Here is a 16,396-nt window from a genome sequence, read left to right as displayed (position 1 = left end):
AAAAGCGGCGACCCCGAGAAAGGGACCGCCGCCACTGAAGCCTAAGTTGGCTTAGTTTTTCAAGTTCGTCCAGATTTGGTCGTAGACGGCTTGAGTTTCTTGATCGCAAACCTCAATGAACGCGCCCTTACCAGCGGTTGCTGGTGGGTTCGCCTCTGGTGCTGTCGCAAGCTCTGGGTCAAGGAATTCAGTGGCTCTCGTCACACCCAAACCATAACGGGCGTAGTTCGATACCGCTGCGATATTTTCTGGCTGAAGCAAAAAGTCCATGAAGATGAGGGCGTTGGCGCGGTTTGGCGCGTCTTTCAGTAGAACAACGTTGTCCATCCACACGACGTAACCCTGCATCGGGAAGGCGTATTTGATGGTGTCGCGTTCTGCGCGGGCCTTGGCGGCAAAGCCGTCATAGATCATGCCAACGGTGACATCGCCGGACACCAACACTTCGCGGGACGTGTCAGAGTTGAAAGACGCCCAATGTGTTTTGGCTGCCTGAAGCATATCATTGAGGGCTTGGAGTTGGTCGCGGTCCGAAGAACATTGCGGAATACCCATGTGCAAAGACGCGAGTGCCATCACTTCGCCTTGGCTGTCGAGCATGTTGATCTTGCCAGACAGTTCCGCAGGTGGGTTAAACAGCAAATCGGTTGTGTTGATGTCGCCAGTATATGTGGCGGTATCAACTGCAAATGCTGTCGATCCCCACTGGTATGGAATTGAATGCGCGCGACCCGGATCAAAAGAAGGATCAGCCCATTCAGGCGCGATATTTCCTTTGTTCGCCAACTCACCGTCTGCGATGGTATCGAGCAAGCCTTCGCCAGCCATGATCTTAACCATATAATCGCCGGGAACGGCGACGTCATAGGTGCCCATGCCGCCTGCTTTAAGGGACGCCAGCATTGCCTCATTGGAATCGTAAGTATCCATCGTGACGTTGATGCCAGTTTCAGTCTCGAACTTTTCCAGCAGTTCAGCAGGCATATACTCAAACCAGTGATAAACCACGAGCTCGCCGTCAGCAGTAGCTGTATTTGCCAGAAGCGCCAAGGCCATGGCGGATGTTGTAAGCAGTTTCATATTTTTAGCTCCCTATTGTCATTTCGTATTGTCCCACTTCGATACAAAGTGAGAAATCGTTACCATCACGATTGAGAGGCCAAGAAGCATCGTAGAAATCGCCATGATGTTGGGCTTGAGCCCTTGTTTCACCGAGCCAAATATCGCGGTAGGAAGGGTTTCGATGCCCGCTCCTTTTACGAAATTCGTGATGATGAAGTCGTCAAGACTGACGATGAACGCCAGTAGAAATCCAGAGATGATACCGGGCATCATCAACGGCAGAAGGATACGCCGGAACGCCTTGGCTTTGGTCGCGTAAAGATCCATCGCTGCGTGCTCATAGGTATCTTCGATGCCCTGCATCCGCGCCTGAATGGGAAGATATGCAAAGGGGATGCAAAACGCAGTATGCGCTGCAAGGATGGTCAAATACCCGCGCGTGAAGCCGATTGAATTAAAGAAAATAAGGGTGGATACCGCGAGCACGATCTCGGGTACCATAATTGGCAGCGTTATTAGGCCAATTGATGGGGCCCGCAATTTGTAACTTCCCCCGCGCATAATAGCCGTCGCGGCAGCGGTGGCGATCGCAGTCGCCAAAGATGCTGCGATGATTGCAATAGAGAAAGAATTGAAAGCGGCTTGTTTAAACTTAGCGCTTTCGGGGCCAACGAATACATCAATATACCAACGGAGTGACATGCCCTCCCAAACCGTGATCGAGCTTGACGCGTTGAAGGAATAGACAGTCACCACAGCCAGCGGGGCATAGAGGATCACCAAGCATAGAATGGTCATGAACCGAAAGCCGGTATACGTTTTGACGTCAGTAGTCGCGCTCATGATTGGGCCTCCGCACGGCGTTGCTGGCGCGCAAAAATCAATAGGATCACCATCACCATCGTCAACAATACCATCGAGGCGGCAGCGCCAAACGGCCAGTTGCCTGCGTTCCCTTTGAATTGCTCTTCGATCAGTGATCCGATCATGAAGTTCTTTGCCCCACCTAAAAGATCAGGCGCAAGAAACGCGCCGAGGCTTGGGACGAACACAAGGATACAGCCCGCAATGACACCGGGCTTCACAGCGGGCAATATGATGCGCCGTAAGGTCGTCAATTTGGTGGCGTAAAGATCAGCGGCTGCTTCGGACATCGTGAAGTTGTAACGCTCAATTGACGCGTAGATCGGCAGCACCATAAAGGGAAGGTAGCTGTAAAACAGTCCAAGTTGAACAGCGAGGTTAGTGTTAATGATGTGCAAAGGATCGCTAATTAGTCCAGTGCTGATGAGGAGTTCATTCAAAGGGCCTTCGTCGCGCAGCAGAAATTTCATCGAAACTGTGCGGATCAGCAGGTTTACCCAATAAGGGATAGTGACGAGGAATACCCAAAACGCGCGCGAGCCTTCAGGCCGCGTAGCGATAAAATAAGCGGTTGGAAAGCCGATCAAAAGCGACAAGATTGTCGCAAGCCCAGCCTGCCAGATTGAGCGCCAGAAAACGCTAATGTATGTCCATTGCAGGGTTGGTTCCGCGTCTCCGAAAAGACCGCGGTCGAAAAAGAACTGGTCATAGGCCGCGAGCGAAAACTCCCAGATCACGCCACCGCGAAATTCTTTGGTTAAGAATGAATAGACCAACATGACACAGACGGGCGCAAACACAAAAAAGCCCAGCACGAACCAAGACGGCATGAGAAGCCAATGACGCGCCTTTGCATAGGTGTTTGCTGCGACCGAGCCGCCGGATTCTGCACCGCCCGCCATTAGTCAACCAACAGGCGCGCGGCACCTGTCTCCATGTTGACGAACGCGGGGCTTCCCGGCTCGATCAGTCGCTTGGTGCCTCGGTCAGAGTTTGAGGTCCTGACCGTGAACTGAGGCCCGTCATCAAGGTTCACGATCGTGGTAATATCGGTCCCTATAAAGATGTTTTCAACGACAGTTCCCTTGAGGCTTTCGGCCTGTGTTGCCTGTTCGGATAAAACAAGACGCTCTGGCCGGACGGAAAGATGAACTTTGGCACCAACACCAACATCGTCCACCGCATTGCAGGTCAACGTGTGGTTTCCGCCAAGTTGGCAATATGCGCGTCCATCAACAATTTTATCAACGGAGACCTCGAGCAGATTCGTATCGCCAATAAAGTCTGCTACGAACATATTGCGCGGATGTTCATAGATTTCTCGTGGTGCGCCAAGTTGTTGTAACTCGCCCGCTGACATGACGGCGATCCTGTCAGACATGGTCAGGGCTTCTTCCTGATCATGTGTTACGAAGATAAATGTAATGCCCGTTTCTCGTTGAATATGTTTGAGTTCGATCTGCATTGCTTTGCGCAACTTCATATCAAGGGCAGATAACGGCTCGTCCAAAAGCAATACCTTTGGTGAGGGGGCAAGCGCACGCGCCAAAGCAACACGTTGCTGCTGTCCGCCAGAAAGCTGCGCAGGCTTTCGTTGCGCGAATTGGGACAGCTGCACCAACTCAAGCATCTCAGCGGCACGTTTTCTGGCCTCAGGCACCGATTTTCCGAGCATTTCGAGGCCAAAGCCGACATTATCCAGAACCGACATATGCGGAAACAGCGCATAGTTTTGAAAGACCGTATTCACTGGGCGTTTGTGCGGTGGCAAAGTTTCGATCTTGTCCCCGAACAACATGATCCCGCCTTCAGTCACATCCTCAAAGCCAGCAATCATCCGCAACAGCGTAGTTTTACCGCAGCCAGAGGGCCCTAGGAGCGTGAAGAATTCATTGTCCTGAATGCTGAGCGAGATCTTTTGTAGTGCGGTGAAGTCGCCATAGCGCTTTACAGCACTGCGTACATCGACGGCAATTTCACCGTAATCAAGCATCGGCGGCTCCCCTGAATTGCGAAGACCCAGCGCTAGCAACTCAATTCCCTGCGTTCAGAGTGGATGAATTGATGACCACTGACTTCTTTTAGCTGAGGGGACTGTAGGGGGAGTGTCGCTTATCAAAAACTCGTATTTGGCGAAGGGCAGCTTAGGGAAATCCTTTGCTCAATCAAAAAATCTTAGCCCCACCCTAATCAAGGCTAATGTAGACTATTCTTTTCACGCCAAGCATAAACCGCGACTTTGCACTCAAGCAGGCAGTGTTTACTGTCCTTTGCGCCGCTTTGGAGGGCCTCGGATGTCAGTTGAAAAGATAGACACACTTGTCGTGGGGGCGGGCCAAGCTGGCATCGCGCTATGCGAACATTTGGGCAAACAGGGGGTGCCGTATCTCGTGTTGGAAAAAAACCGTATCGCCGAAGCTTGGCGGACATCGCGCTGGGATGCTCTCGTTACGAATGGCCCCGTTTGGCACGACCGCTTCCCCAATCTGGAGTTTAAGGGCAACGCGCCCGACGAGTTTGTCAGCAAAGATCGCGTCGCAGACTACATCGAAGAATATGCAGATATGGTGAATGCCCCTGTGCGCACCGGTGTCGAGGTATTGGCAGCAGCGCCTCTCAAAAATCGGGCGGGCTTTCGTGTTGAAACATCAGACGGCATGATAGAAGCCATGCGGATCGTTGCCGCAACAGGCGCTTTTCAGCACCCCGTCATCCCGCCAATTGTTCCACAGGATGCGCACGTCGTGCAAATGCATTCCGCCCAATATCGCAACCCTGATCAACTTGCCGAGGGTGCTGTGATGGTTGTTGGTGCGGGATCGTCCGGTGCACAGATTGCCGATGAATTAAATCGCGCCGGGCGCAAAGTGTTCTTGTCCGTTGGCCCACATGACCGCCCGCCGCGTAGGTATCGCGGCCGTGATTTTGTATGGTGGCTTGGCGTTCTGGGGTTGTGGGACTTGGCCGCGCAAAAGCCAGGCACTGAACATGTCACGATTTCAGTGAGTGGCGCTTACGGTGGTCGCACGATGGATTTTCGCCGCCTTGCCAGTGAAGGCGTAGTCCTACTTGGGCGCACAGAAAAGTTTTCCGATGGTCGCCTCTCCTTTGCGGACGATTTGGGCAAAAACGTCGCGGCTGGTGATGCGAACTACATGGAAATGCTTGATGCAGCTGACGCATACGCGACGGCGATGGGTCTCGATTTGCCGTTCGAACCCGAGGCGCGTCAGGTTTGGCCAGACCCTGCTTGCATGACCGATCCTATCCACAACTTGGACTTTGCCAAAGAAGGTATCACGACAATCATTTGGGCGACGGGTTTCAAGCAGGACTTTAGCTGGCTGAAGGCTGATGCCTTCGATGCGAAAGGTGCCCCGATCCACCAACGAGGTGTCTCAAAAGTGCCCGGCATCTATTTTCTCGGATTGCCGTGGCAATCGCGCCGAGGCTCGACGTTCTTGTGGGGCGTCTGGCATGATGCCAAATTCGTTGCCGACCAGATTGCTATCCAGCGTGCATATTCTGATTATCAAGGCGAGGCTGCCATTGTGCAGGCTGCTGCAGAATAATCTCCTCAGACACAAATAAGGACATCCCATGGTGCATACACGCATCCGCAAGTTTAACACTGCGGACACTTATCCCGAACAACGCCTTGATAACGATCTTTGCCAAGCGGTTGTCACGCAGGGAGGTAAAACTGTTTGGCTGCGCGGGCAATGTCCGCAAAACCTTGACGATTTCAAAAACATCGCCAGCCATGATCCGGTCGAACAAACCCACAAGGTCATGCAGAACATCCAGCAACTGATCGAGGAAGCGGGTGGCACGATGGAGCACCTTGTTAAAGTTGTCGTCTACATTACTGACGTTCGTCACCGTGAAGCGGTTTACCGGACGATGGGCGAATACATTAAAGGCGTGCATCCTGTTTCAACAGGCTTGGTCGTTCAGGCGTTAGCCCGACCTGACTGGTTGGTAGAAATTGACGGCACTGCGGTGATTCCAGAATGACATTTTCATTGATCGCCCGCTGCGCTGACACTGGCATGTTTGGTCTTGCCATATCGTCTTCATCCCCCGCCGTTGCGGCGCGTTGCGCCTATGCGCGTGCGGGAGTCGGTGCTGTTGCGTCTCAAAACGTGACTGACCCCACACTTGGACCTCTCGCCCTCGATTTGATGCAAAACGGGATGGGCGCTGCTGAAGCGATTGAGCGTGTTCGTGAACGCGGCAAATTCATCGAATACCGTCAGGTTTTGGCGATTGATAAACATGGTGCCACTGCAATCCACTCTGGTCCGAACTCGCTCGGCATTTGGACACAGGCGCAAGGGAAAGACGTTGCATCAGGCGGCAACATGTTGGCCAGCGACGGCGTGCCGCAAGCGGTTGTTGACGGCTTTCTTGCGAGCTCCGGCCACCTCGGCGGCCGCTTGATTGCAGCGATGCAGGCAGGTCTAGCCGCGGGTGGCGAGGCGGGTCCACTGCATTCTGCGGGGATGCTTTTGGTCGACAAGGTCGCATGGCCCGTCGCAGATCTGCGCTGCGATTGGACTGACGACTGCCCGATTAGTGCAATTTCCAACCTGTGGGACATCTACAAGCCCCAGCTGGACGCCTATGTGCAGCGCGCAATCGACCCGAGACAAGCGCCATCTTACGGCGTGCCGGGCAACGAATGATCAAGGAATACTGAAATGCTGGATTACACCAAAGCCGACTGGACCAAGCGGGCCTCTGGCCTAACATTGCGCCACCAAGCCTTTATCAACGGAAAATTCGTTGATGCCGCTTCGGGTGAGACGTTCCAGTCGATCAATCCAGCGACGGATGACGTTTTGGCTGACGTCGCCGCATGTGATGTTGAGGATGTGAACCGTGCGGTATCGTCGGCCCGAGCCGCTTTTGAGGCCGGTATTTGGTCGCGCACCGACCCTGCGCACCGCAAAACCGTGCTGTTAAAATTGGCCGATCTGATCCGTGAAAATCTAGAAGAGTTCGCGCTGCTTGATAGCCTTGATATGGGTAAACTAGTCACAGACGCGGCGACAATTGATGCGCCTGGATCAGCGCATTTCTTTCAATGGTACGCTGAAGCCATCGATAAAATATATGACGAGGTTGCGCCAACTGCCCCTGGCAATTTGGCGATTGTTGCCCGTGTTCCGTTGGGGGTTGTTGGCGCAGTGACACCTTGGAACTTCCCGCTCGATATGGCGACGTGGAAAGCGGCTGCTGCTTTGGCTGCGGGTAATTCGGTTGTCCTGAAACCGGCGGAACAATCCCCGCTTTCTGCTTTGCGCCTTGCTGAATTGGCCGTCGAATCGGGGGTGCCTGATGGGGTGTTCAATATCGTGCCTGGCTTCGGCCATACTGCGGGTAAGGCGCTCGGGCTTCACATGGATGTGGACTGCCTCGCCTTCACAGGATCGACCATGATCGGCAAGAAATTCATGGAGTATTCAGGGCAATCGAACCTCAAACAAATCTGGCCCGAAACAGGCGGCAAAAGTCCGAACCTTGTGTTTGCTGACTGCGAAAACCTTGATGCGGCGGCGGATATGGCGGCGTTCGGAATTTTCTTTAATCAGGGCGAAGTCTGCTCTGCCAATTCCCGGCTTTATGTCGAGCGGTCCATCAAGGATGAGTTCGTTGAAAAATTGATCGCGCGGGCAAAAGATTTGCAGCCGGGTGATCCGCTTGATCCGGCCTCGAAAATGGGCGCTATCGTCGATAAAAAACAGACCGATGGCATCATGCGTTTTGTCGAGGCCGGAAAAAAAACCGCCAATCTTGTGGCTGGTGGTGAGCAAGTTCAGATCAACGGCAAAGGCTGTTTTGTGCAACCGACAATCTTTGATGATGTGAACCACGATGATGCTCTTGCCCGCGACGAGATTTTTGGCCCCGTGCTGTCCGTTATTCCGTTCGACACCGAAGGCGATGCTGTGCGCATGGCCAATGACAGCATTTACGGGCTGGCCGCTTCTGTGTGGACAGATAACTTAAGCCGTGCACTGCGCGTTTCTGATAGCTTGATGGCGGGAACTGTATCGGTAAACACCGTTGACGCACTAAGTGCTATGACGCCGTTCGGGGGCATGAAGCAGTCTGGATTTGGACGCGACCTGTCGCTGCATAGCTTCGATAAATACACGGCACTCAAAACTACATGGATTAAGTATGCGACCTAAAAACAGCGCTTGATACTTTTGTGTGGCGCAGCATAACAGGGGCATGGCTTTGCGTTTTACCCTTCGGCAATTGGAATACTTCGTCTCTGTTGGTGAGCACGGCTCGATTGCGCAGGCGAGTGCGCAAGTCAACGTATCATCGCCCTCAATTTCAGCGGCGATTTCCCAGCTGGAAGACGAATTTGGTCTGCCGTTGTTTGTTCGCAAACACGCCCATGGATTAAGCCTGACGCAACCAGGTCGGCAATTTATGGAGCAAGCCCGCAAGGTCTTGGCAGAGGCCGATAGCCTCAATCGTCTTGCCGGTGCGATATCTGGTGTTGTGCAGGGTCCGCTGAGCGTCGGGTGCCTTTTGACATTCGCACAGGTTCTCTTGCCTGCTATTCGCTGCGAGTTTCAACAAACGCATCCAGATGTCCGCATGTCGCAGATTGAGTGTGATCAGCAGACTCTCATCGAAAAACTGCGACGTGCAGATATTGATGTCGCTCTCTCCTACGATCTTGAGGTGCCGCCAGATTTGGAGTTCATTCCTCTGCGGTCCTTGCCGCTTTATGCTGTGGTTGCCGCCGATCACCCGCTCGCGGACCGTAAGACGGTTTCGGTCGAAACTCTAGCGGAATATCCGATGGTGTTGCTCGACCTTCCAATGAGCCGCACCTATTTTATGAGTATTTTTGAACGCGCAGGTGTTGCCCCCAATATTGTTGAGCGGACGCGCGATATGGCTGTTATGCGGTCTCTGGTCGCGAATGGATTTGGCTTTTCCGTTGCCAATATACGTCCGCATTCGGATATGTCGCCGGATGGGAGAGTATTGCGGTTCATTCCTCTTGAAGGCACACATCGCCCGATGCGATTGGGCTTCATCGTGCCTGAAGGTGCCCGCAGCATTCTATCGGTAAACGCGTTTATTGATCATACGGCGCAGACACTTTCCAATTGGGGCTTTCCGGGGTTGCCGATCACCGACGTGGCTTAACTCTAGCCTAAGCTTGGGTTCCGTAACCGCGACTTTAGCCTAACCCATTATTCTGTCACCACTGGTTCAACATCCTTTGCCTTACAGGAGTATTCCCCGTGCGTGATCCTCGGTACGACATTCTTTTTGAACCCTTGAAGATCGGGCCAGTCACGGCTAAAAACCGGTTCTATCAAGTGCCGCATTGTAATGGCGGCGGTTACCGTGATCCGTCTGCGGCCGCAGCAATGCGCGGGGTCAAGGCCGAAGGCGGCTGGGGTGTTATTTTCACCGAGCAGTGCGAGATGCATCACACCTCTGAAATCACACCGTTTATTGAGCTACGTCTTTGGGAAGACAAAGACATTCCCATGTTGCACAAGATGTCGGACAAAATGAAAGAGCACGGTGCGTTAGCGGGTATTCAGTTGGCCTATTCAGGTGTAAATGGTCCAAACCTTTACACTAAAGAGGTGCCGATGGCTGTCTCCGCACAGCCGATCCGCACGTTTACCAATGATCCGGTTCAGGCCCGCGCATTGGACAAAACCGATATCAAAGACTTGCGGCGTTGGTTTGTGAATGCGGCGAAGCGTTCCAAAGAGGCTGGCTTTGATCTGATCTGTCTCTACGGGGCGCATGGGTTCGGGATTTTCCAGCACTTTCTGAGCCGCGCAACTAACCACCGCACGGACGAATACGGCGGCAGTTTGGAAAACCGTGCGCGGTTTGTGAACGAAGTGATTGCGGACATGCGCGACGCGGTGGGTGATACCATGGGCATCACATTACGTGTCTCATTGGATGAATCTATCGGAGAACTTGGCTTCTCGAATGCCGAGGTTCGTGAGTTGGTGGAAATGAACCGCAACTTGCCTGACCTATGGGATTTGGCGCAAGGCACATGGGAAGAGTGTTCTGGCCCGTCTCGCTTCAAAGAGGAGGCCGCGCAGCATCATCTCGTCAAAGGCATCCACGAGCTGACTGACAAGCCAATCGTTGGCGTTGGGCGCTTTACCAGCCCCGATGTCATGGTCAAGATGATCAAATCTGGCACGCTGGATTTCATAGGCTGCGCACGCCCGTCGATTGCCGATCCGTTCCTACCTAAAAAGATCGAAGAAGGTCGAATCGAAGATATCCGCGAATGCATCGGCTGCAATATCTGCGTCACAGGCGACATGACAATGTCGATCAGCCGCTGCACACAGAACCCCACTTTTATGGAAGAATGGCGCAAGGGCTGGCATCCCGAACGGATGAACCTTAAGGGCACTAGCTCCAATGTTCTTGTGATTGGCGCGGGTCCTGCTGGGCTTGAGGCGGCACGTGCCGCAGCCGAGCGCGGCTATGACGTGGCATTGGCCGAGGCGGGAACGGTTCTGGGCGGACGCGTGGCCCGCGAACGCCATCTTCCTGGTCTGAGCGCATGGGGGCGCGTGGCGGATTACCGTGAATACCAGCTGAGTCAAAAAGCAAATGTCGAAAGCTATTTTGACAGCGAACTCGACGCGGATAGTATTCTTGAGTTCGGGTTTGAAAACATTTGTGTCGCAACGGGTGCAAAGTGGCGACGCGACGGTGTTTCGCGCCAACATGTCGTTCCGTTCCTGACAGATAACGCGATGCCGATTTTCACGCCAGATGACTTGATGGGAAATGTAAACCCAAGCGGCCATGTTGTGATTTATGACGACGACCACTACTATATGGGCGGCGTCATGGCAGAACTTCTGATTCAAAAGGGCTGTAGCGTCACGCTGATCACACCGGCAGCGTATGTCAGTGAATGGACCCTCAACACACTGGAACAGCATGAGATTCACCGCCGCTTGGCAAAAATGGGTGTGACCATTGAACTCAACCGTGGCGTTACAGAGATCGCGAAGGATCATGTTGTGACCAATTGCATGTTCACCGAGATGACGCGACCGCTTGCGTGTGATGCCATTTTGCTCGTGTCATCACGGATCGAGAACAACGCAGTTTATAACGACCTAAAGCTGCGCGAGGCTGAATGGGCGGATGCAGGCATTAAATCAGTCAAGCTGATTGGGGATGCCAATGCACCTGGGCCTATTGCTTGGGCAACCTATGCAGGACACCGGTATGCGCGCGAGCTGGATGGTGAGGACATCGGTGATGCGCTTCCATTCCGGCGCGAAATCACGCAGCTTGCGGTGGATTAACGCAGCAACCAGTCAGGCTTTAAAATGACATCCTCAACACGGACTCTGCAACTGTTAGAAAAGCTGGTAGCCTTTCCAACAGTCAGCCACGAAAGCAATCTTGACCTCATCAATTGGGTGCAGGACCTGTTGCAAGGTGCGGGTTTCAAGGTGACGCGCATCTGGTCTCCAGACCGAAACAAGGCTGGCTTGTTCGCTACCATTGGACCCGATGTCAAAGGCGGCGCTTGTTTGTCCGCCCACACAGATGTGGTGCCAGTTGATGGGCAGGTTTGGACGCGACCACCGTTTTCGCTAACTGACGAGGGGAAACGTGTCTTTGGTCGCGGAACTACCGATATGAAAGGTTTCCTTGCTTCGGCCTTGGCTATGGCCGAGAGGATCGGAAAAACGCCGCTCTGCGCGCCGCTCAGTCTGTCGATTTCTTATGACGAGGAAATAGGCTGCGTCGGGATACGGCAAATGATGCCTGAATTACGCAAGTTGATTGGCGAGCCACGCATCGTGATCGTTGGAGAACCAACATCGATGCAGGTTGCAACAGGGCACAAAGGCAAGACAGCCCTCAAGGTGACTTGCCACGGCCAAGCAGGCCACAGCGCTCTCGCGCCCCAGTTCGTCAATGCCATTCATGTCGCGGCCGAGTTCGTGCATCAAATCCGCAAGCTTCACGACCGACTGGCTTCTGGCCCTCATGATGACGCATATAGCATTCCGTATTCGACAGTGCATATCGGTGAAATCCACGGTGGACGTGCTTTAAATATCGTTCCTGAGACTGCTGTGTTGCACATGGAGTTTCGCCACCTTGTCGAAACCCCAGCACAGGATATCCAGCGCGAAATCGAGGACGTCGCCAAACATGTGAGCGCTGCTCATCAATCTGCACCACCCGTCACAGTTGAAGCGATCAATGCCTATCCCGGTCTGAACAGCGATCCATCAGATAGATCTGTCGTGTGGGCTCACACGATGGCTGGCAATCTTGGCATAACCAAGGTGCCCTTCGGAACCGAGGCGGGATTTTTTGCAGAGCTTGGCCTCAAAACCGTCGTGATCGGACCAGGGGACATGGCGTCTGACGGGCACAAGCCGAATGAAGGTTTAACCAAAAGTGATCTTTTCGCTTGTGACGCGATGATGGAAAATATCTTGAACGCGCTCAGGTCAGCGTCCTGAAGCATACAAGATCGCGAGGTCCTCAACACTTTCTACAAGAACGATCTTGGGTCTGGCCGAAATCTATCTGCGACCTTAGCGTGGCCATTGTTAAGTCCGTTTGTCGGTTCCCTTAACCGGGCATTCGCTGCGACACAGAAAATCGGCGAAGTGCGCTCAAACCAGCCATTCGCCGCGTTCCGCACCAATGATCGCTAAGCGGACTTTGCCGACATTGATGTTTAGCCATGTTGCTGGCGCAGCATTCATTCGCTCTTGCAGCACAGCCATCGCTGCGTTGCGGCCCAAGCCGCCAGAGCGGACATTCAGAATGCGTCAAGCGCCAGGAGTCTGCTACACTGCTGCATGACCGAGGTGAGCCCATCGTTCCAAGTGCTGAACCTTGCGCGAGCAACCTCTAAGCGTCGCCTTTTCCAGCTATGCAAGCGCCATCGGAGCTGAGATCTATCGCCGTAAGCTCTTGACACAATGACAGCGCAACTTCAGCGACGGCATTAATCAACTCCTTTTGAATTGGTCGGATGCGTTAGGTGCCTGTGACGTAGAACTCCAGAATGTCTGGCGCGACACCCACGCCGTTGACCGGCGTGACATCTTGAGGGCAAGCCGACATCACGGCGATGACGTCCATATCGGCGCGAAAGGCCATTTGATCACCCGGCTTTGACACTGGCGGCGCGAAACTGGTGCTTCCGTCAGCCTTCACAGGTACGTTCATCCAAAGATTGAAAGGGGCGGGAATAGCAGGCGCTTTGAGGCCGATGGCCATCAGCGCCTGTCGAAGATTATCAGCACAATTATCGTGATATACCGTGCAGCCCAATTGCTGGTACCGGGCATGATCGCAGCACGCAATGATCGTGTCGTGCACACCAACCGATGTGTCTTCCATGATTGTCATCAATGGGCGACGCAGGTTGGAGGTCACACCGTCACCTACTTTAGGGAAGATCGAGCCTAACGCGGTGTGCAAATGCTCCATCGAAGAATACTCGCCCACATCATCTGCTGCAAATACCCAGAAATCGCACACTTGATGGCCGCTGGGGTTTATTACTGCCAGCTGCTGCCCTGCGCGGACACGCACCGCCACACCGCATCGCGCGTCGATCGTGTAGGTGTGGTTCATTTTAGGTGTACCGTCAGCGGAAATAGCAATCTCAAGACTGCGGTTCGTACCATCAGGACTAGAGGGGTCGAACGATGCCATTGGCAGGGGCTTTCATGGATTATGTATAGACACTTGCATTGCGTCGGCGAGGGACCATGCACAAAGGAGCATAGACAACTCTCAGCACATTGGAATGAACCAAACGCGCACCTTCACTAAGACGTTCTGGCGATCAGCCCCCTTGCGTGGTCCAGTTTGATATTCCTTGGTTTGCAGGACCGCCGGCGGTCTCTTAGCAATTCACTTTCTTCATTTCCAAATCATATGAACGAATAAGCACAATAAATTTTCTAAATCCCACTGCCAATGGTAGCGTCCCAGCAACAACCGAGATTGAGAATTGAGATGGATCGAAACGACTTTAAACAGAATTTTGGCGCAACTGGTCCAGTTATCCTTCCTGTAATTCATGTCCTTGACAGCGAACAGGCAGAGCAAAACATCAAAACAGCGGTTGCTGGCGGTTGCTCGGGCGTTTTTCTGATCAACCATGACTTCGAGAAGGAGAAGCTGGTCCCAATCATCAAGGAGATGCGGCAGGCGTTCCCCGATATCTGGCTTGGCGTAAATTTCCTCGCCGTGACCGGCAAATACGCCTTCCCCATTCTCGGGGAACTGCAAAAAAATGGGTGCAAGGTCGATGGCTACTGGGCCGACGACGCACGTATGGATGAACGCCGCGCGGAGCATGATCAGCCCGAAGCAGATGAGATCGACGCAATCCGCGACTCCAGCGGTTGGACCGGGCTCTATATCGGCGGCACCGCGTTCAAAAAGCAGCGAGACGTCGATCCAGCACAGTATGGCAAAAGCGCGCGCATCGCGACGAATTACATGGACGTCGTTGTAACCTCCGGCGTGGCGACCGGTCATGCAGCCGACGTGAGCAAGATCGACACATTCCGCGAGCATTGCGGCGACACTGCGCTTGGCCTTGCATCCGGCATCACACCTGAAAACGCAGCACAATACGCAGATGCGGTAGACCTTTTCATGGTCGCGACCGGCATCAACCATGACGGCGATTTCTACAATATCGATCCTGAGCGCCTGAAGCGGCTCATGGACCTCACACAGACATAAGGGAGAGAAAAGATGGCTCAAGACAAAGGACCCAGATACGATCGTTGGTACTTTTCGCTGATGGCACCGAACACCAAAGGCGACAAGTTTGCATGGCTCGATCCGACTTCGATCTACATCAATGGCAAAGCGTATCATGATTTGCTTGACGACCTTGTTGCCGATCTAGATGCCGATGAGATTGACGTCATCGCTGGCCTCGATGCGATGGGCTTCGTCTTAGCGGCGGGCATTGCGGCCCGTATCGGAAAAGGATTTCTGCCCATTCGCAAACCCGGAAAGCTCTGCGTGGACACAGACAGCGCGTCTATGACCAACTACTCGGGTCAAACCCAGTCGATGGAAATGCGCCTGCCGGCCTTTGCACCGGGAACGCGGGTGTTGTTGGTGGATCAGTGGGTCGAAACGGGCGGCACGATGCATGGTGCTGTCCAGCTGGTTGAGCAGCAAAAGGGCACGGTTGCAGGCATGGTGGCGATTGTCATGGAAGAGAATGACAACACAAAGTCCTACCGGGAAAAATACAAGGTCGTCACCGCGATCCAGCCCGGCACCGAATGGCAGCGTCAGGCAAACGCGCAATATCTTGAAAGCTTCAAGACTTACAAACCCGAGATGGCGTTCCCAATTTAGGGGACTTCTCTGGCGCACATCATCACACACTCACTCACGAGGGGCTCGACAGATGAAATTGATCTGTGGAAATAGTAACCGTCCGCTTGCCGAAGCGATTGCCGCGCATATGCGTGTCCCTCTGGCAGAGTGCAATGTGCGCCGGTTTGCTGATGAAGAAGTCTTTGTTGAAATACAGGAAAACGTGCGGGGAGATGATGTCTATGTCATTCAATCCACCTCCTATCCCGCCAACGACAACCTGATGGAACTGCTGGTGCTTATCGACGCGCTGCGCCGATCCTCCGCCGGGCGCATCACCGCTGTGATCCCTTATTTTGGCTACGCACGACAGGATCGCAAATCAGCACCCAGAACGCCGATCACAGCGAAGCTGGTTGCGAATATGATAACTCAGGCGGGTGCACATCGGGTTCTGACAATGGATCTGCACGCAGGGCAAATTCAGGGATTTTTCGACATCCCTACGGACAATCTTTATGCGGTGCCGGAAATCGTCCGGGATATCGAAAAGCAGAAGGACCGAGACAATGTGATGGTCGTCTCACCAGACGTGGGGGGCGTAGTGCGCGCCCGCGCCTTGGCGAAACGTCTCTCGACTGGCCTGGCAATCGTGGACAAGCGCCGCGACAAGCCCGGCTCGTCTGAGGTGATGAACATCATCGGGGACGTTTCAGGCAAGTCATGTATGTTGGTCGACGACATCATCGACTCTGGCGGTACACTTTGTAGTGCTGCAACGGCCCTTTTGGAAAGCGGAGCCGCAGAGGTTTCTGCCTATATCACCCATGGTGTTTTATCCGGCAAAGCAGTCGACAGGATCAACGCTTCTGATCTATCGTCCTTGGTTATCACCGACACAATTGGCGCAACCGACGCGGTCACTGCATCATCGAAAATCCGCGAGATTTCAATTTCGCCGATGTTCGCCAAGGCCATCACGCGTATCGCCAATGGAGAGTCTGTCAGCGTGTTGTTCGAATAGAGGGTGACCAAGCGGATTACATAAAGCAAATTTATCGTTGCCCGCGCCTAATTTTTAGCACTAATGTTT

At 53.6% G+C, this 16,396-nt stretch carries 15 protein-coding genes; 10 read left to right on the top strand and 5 right to left on the bottom strand.

Translation table 11 applies throughout. The features are described 5' to 3' along the window. Positions 1-51 precede the first annotated feature (51 nt). The 4 genes from DSM117340_RS11180 to DSM117340_RS11165 are packed head-to-tail and all read right to left on the bottom strand — an operon-like array spanning position 52 to position 3,919. Positions 52-1,080, bottom strand: a complete 1,029-nt coding sequence (locus DSM117340_RS11180; protein WP_089894197.1) for an extracellular solute-binding protein — start codon at positions 1,078-1,080, stop codon at positions 52-54. A gap of 18 nt (positions 1,081-1,098) precedes the next feature. Next, on the bottom strand, positions 1,099-1,905 hold the full coding sequence (locus tag DSM117340_RS11175) for an ABC transporter permease (RefSeq protein ID WP_089894194.1): 807 nt from the start codon (positions 1,903-1,905) through the stop codon (positions 1,099-1,101). After that, complete coding sequence (locus DSM117340_RS11170) at positions 1,902-2,828, bottom strand: ABC transporter permease (protein ID WP_089894191.1); 927 nt, start codon at positions 2,826-2,828, stop codon at positions 1,902-1,904. The genes DSM117340_RS11175 and DSM117340_RS11170 overlap by 4 nt, the downstream gene beginning before the upstream one ends. Then, a complete protein-coding gene (locus tag DSM117340_RS11165) occupies positions 2,828-3,919 on the bottom strand; it encodes an ABC transporter ATP-binding protein (protein WP_089894188.1) in 1,092 nt (363 codons plus the stop codon). The genes DSM117340_RS11170 and DSM117340_RS11165 overlap by 1 nt, the downstream gene beginning before the upstream one ends. A gap of 301 nt (positions 3,920-4,220) precedes the next feature. On the opposite strand from DSM117340_RS11165, the gene DSM117340_RS11160 reads away from it, so the two are divergent. The 7 genes from DSM117340_RS11160 (at position 4,221) to argE (ending at position 12,455) form a co-directional block, all read left to right on the top strand. Further along, positions 4,221-5,498, top strand: coding sequence for an NAD(P)/FAD-dependent oxidoreductase (locus tag DSM117340_RS11160; RefSeq protein WP_089894185.1), 1,278 nt, complete (start codon positions 4,221-4,223; stop codon positions 5,496-5,498). 28 nt (positions 5,499-5,526) lie between these two features. Then, positions 5,527-5,943, top strand: a complete 417-nt coding sequence (locus tag DSM117340_RS11155) for a RidA family protein (protein WP_089894183.1) — start codon at positions 5,527-5,529, stop codon at positions 5,941-5,943. Then, positions 5,940-6,614, top strand: a complete 675-nt coding sequence (locus tag DSM117340_RS11150) for a DUF1028 domain-containing protein (protein WP_089894180.1) — start codon at positions 5,940-5,942, stop codon at positions 6,612-6,614. Before DSM117340_RS11155 ends, DSM117340_RS11150 begins: the two co-directional genes overlap by 4 nt. A 15-nt stretch (positions 6,615-6,629) precedes the next feature. Next, positions 6,630-8,126, top strand: coding sequence for an aldehyde dehydrogenase (locus DSM117340_RS11145; RefSeq protein ID WP_089894178.1), 1,497 nt, complete (start codon positions 6,630-6,632; stop codon positions 8,124-8,126). A gap of 43 nt (positions 8,127-8,169) precedes the next feature. Next, a complete protein-coding gene (locus DSM117340_RS11140) occupies positions 8,170-9,108 on the top strand; it encodes a LysR family transcriptional regulator (protein ID WP_089894176.1) in 939 nt (312 codons plus the stop codon). A gap of 98 nt (positions 9,109-9,206) precedes the next feature. Then, a complete protein-coding gene (locus DSM117340_RS11135; protein ID WP_354689616.1) occupies positions 9,207-11,276 on the top strand; it encodes an FAD-dependent oxidoreductase in 2,070 nt (689 codons plus the stop codon). A gap of 24 nt (positions 11,277-11,300) precedes the next feature. Then, a complete protein-coding gene (gene argE, locus DSM117340_RS11130; protein ID WP_089894169.1) occupies positions 11,301-12,455 on the top strand; it encodes an acetylornithine deacetylase in 1,155 nt (384 codons plus the stop codon). A gap of 526 nt (positions 12,456-12,981) precedes the next feature. On the opposite strand, the gene DSM117340_RS11125 is transcribed toward argE, so the two are convergent. Further along, positions 12,982-13,665, bottom strand: coding sequence for an urea carboxylase-associated family protein (locus DSM117340_RS11125; protein WP_039965787.1), 684 nt, complete (start codon positions 13,663-13,665; stop codon positions 12,982-12,984). Positions 13,666-13,971: 306 nt separating this feature from the next. Between DSM117340_RS11125 and DSM117340_RS11120 the strand changes: the two genes are divergently transcribed. Genes DSM117340_RS11120 through DSM117340_RS11110 form a run of 3 tightly spaced genes read left to right on the top strand, consistent with a single transcriptional unit; the run spans position 13,972 to position 16,327 of the window. Next, positions 13,972-14,709: a BtpA/SgcQ family protein gene (locus tag DSM117340_RS11120; RefSeq protein WP_009808104.1), complete on the top strand. Its 738-nt coding sequence runs from the start codon at positions 13,972-13,974 to the stop codon at positions 14,707-14,709. 12 nt (positions 14,710-14,721) lie between these two features. After that, positions 14,722-15,342 (top strand): phosphoribosyltransferase family protein, encoded by a 621-nt coding sequence (locus tag DSM117340_RS11115; RefSeq protein ID WP_009808105.1) that lies wholly within the window; start codon positions 14,722-14,724, stop codon positions 15,340-15,342. Positions 15,343-15,394: 52 nt separating this feature from the next. Beyond that, positions 15,395-16,327 carry a ribose-phosphate pyrophosphokinase gene (locus DSM117340_RS11110; RefSeq protein ID WP_009808106.1) on the top strand — a complete coding sequence of 311 codons (933 nt, stop codon included), beginning with the start codon at positions 15,395-15,397 and terminating at the stop codon, positions 16,325-16,327. Positions 16,328-16,396: the final 69 nt, after the last annotated feature.

This window comes from Lentibacter algarum, assembly GCF_040580765.1.
Classification (GTDB): domain Bacteria; phylum Pseudomonadota; class Alphaproteobacteria; order Rhodobacterales; family Rhodobacteraceae; genus Lentibacter; species Lentibacter algarum.
This window is presented reverse-complemented; position numbering and strand designations above follow the sequence as displayed.

Excerpts from the sequence above, each read along its gene's own strand:
- DSM117340_RS11120 (WP_009808104.1), top strand. The coding sequence starts at position 13,972 with ATGGATCGAAACGACTTTAAACAGAATTTTGGCGCAACTGGTCCAGTT.
- argE (WP_089894169.1), top strand. The coding sequence starts at position 11,301 with ATGACATCCTCAACACGGACTCTGCAACTGTTAGAAAAGCTGGTAGCC.
- DSM117340_RS11170 (WP_089894191.1), bottom strand. The coding sequence starts at position 2,828 with ATGGCGGGCGGTGCAGAATCCGGCGGCTCGGTCGCAGCAAACACCTAT.
- DSM117340_RS11160 (WP_089894185.1), top strand. The coding sequence starts at position 4,221 with ATGTCAGTTGAAAAGATAGACACACTTGTCGTGGGGGCGGGCCAAGCT.
- DSM117340_RS11180 (WP_089894197.1), bottom strand. The coding sequence starts at position 1,080 with ATGAAACTGCTTACAACATCCGCCATGGCCTTGGCGCTTCTGGCAAAT.
- DSM117340_RS11115 (WP_009808105.1), top strand. The coding sequence starts at position 14,722 with ATGGCTCAAGACAAAGGACCCAGATACGATCGTTGGTACTTTTCGCTG.
- DSM117340_RS11145 (WP_089894178.1), top strand. The coding sequence starts at position 6,630 with ATGCTGGATTACACCAAAGCCGACTGGACCAAGCGGGCCTCTGGCCTA.
- DSM117340_RS11150 (WP_089894180.1), top strand. The coding sequence starts at position 5,940 with ATGACATTTTCATTGATCGCCCGCTGCGCTGACACTGGCATGTTTGGT.
- DSM117340_RS11140 (WP_089894176.1), top strand. The coding sequence starts at position 8,170 with ATGGCTTTGCGTTTTACCCTTCGGCAATTGGAATACTTCGTCTCTGTT.
- DSM117340_RS11125 (WP_039965787.1), bottom strand. The coding sequence starts at position 13,665 with ATGGCATCGTTCGACCCCTCTAGTCCTGATGGTACGAACCGCAGTCTT.
- DSM117340_RS11155 (WP_089894183.1), top strand. The coding sequence starts at position 5,527 with ATGGTGCATACACGCATCCGCAAGTTTAACACTGCGGACACTTATCCC.
- DSM117340_RS11110 (WP_009808106.1), top strand. The coding sequence starts at position 15,395 with ATGAAATTGATCTGTGGAAATAGTAACCGTCCGCTTGCCGAAGCGATT.
- DSM117340_RS11175 (WP_089894194.1), bottom strand. The coding sequence starts at position 1,905 with ATGAGCGCGACTACTGACGTCAAAACGTATACCGGCTTTCGGTTCATG.
- DSM117340_RS11165 (WP_089894188.1), bottom strand. The coding sequence starts at position 3,919 with ATGCTTGATTACGGTGAAATTGCCGTCGATGTACGCAGTGCTGTAAAG.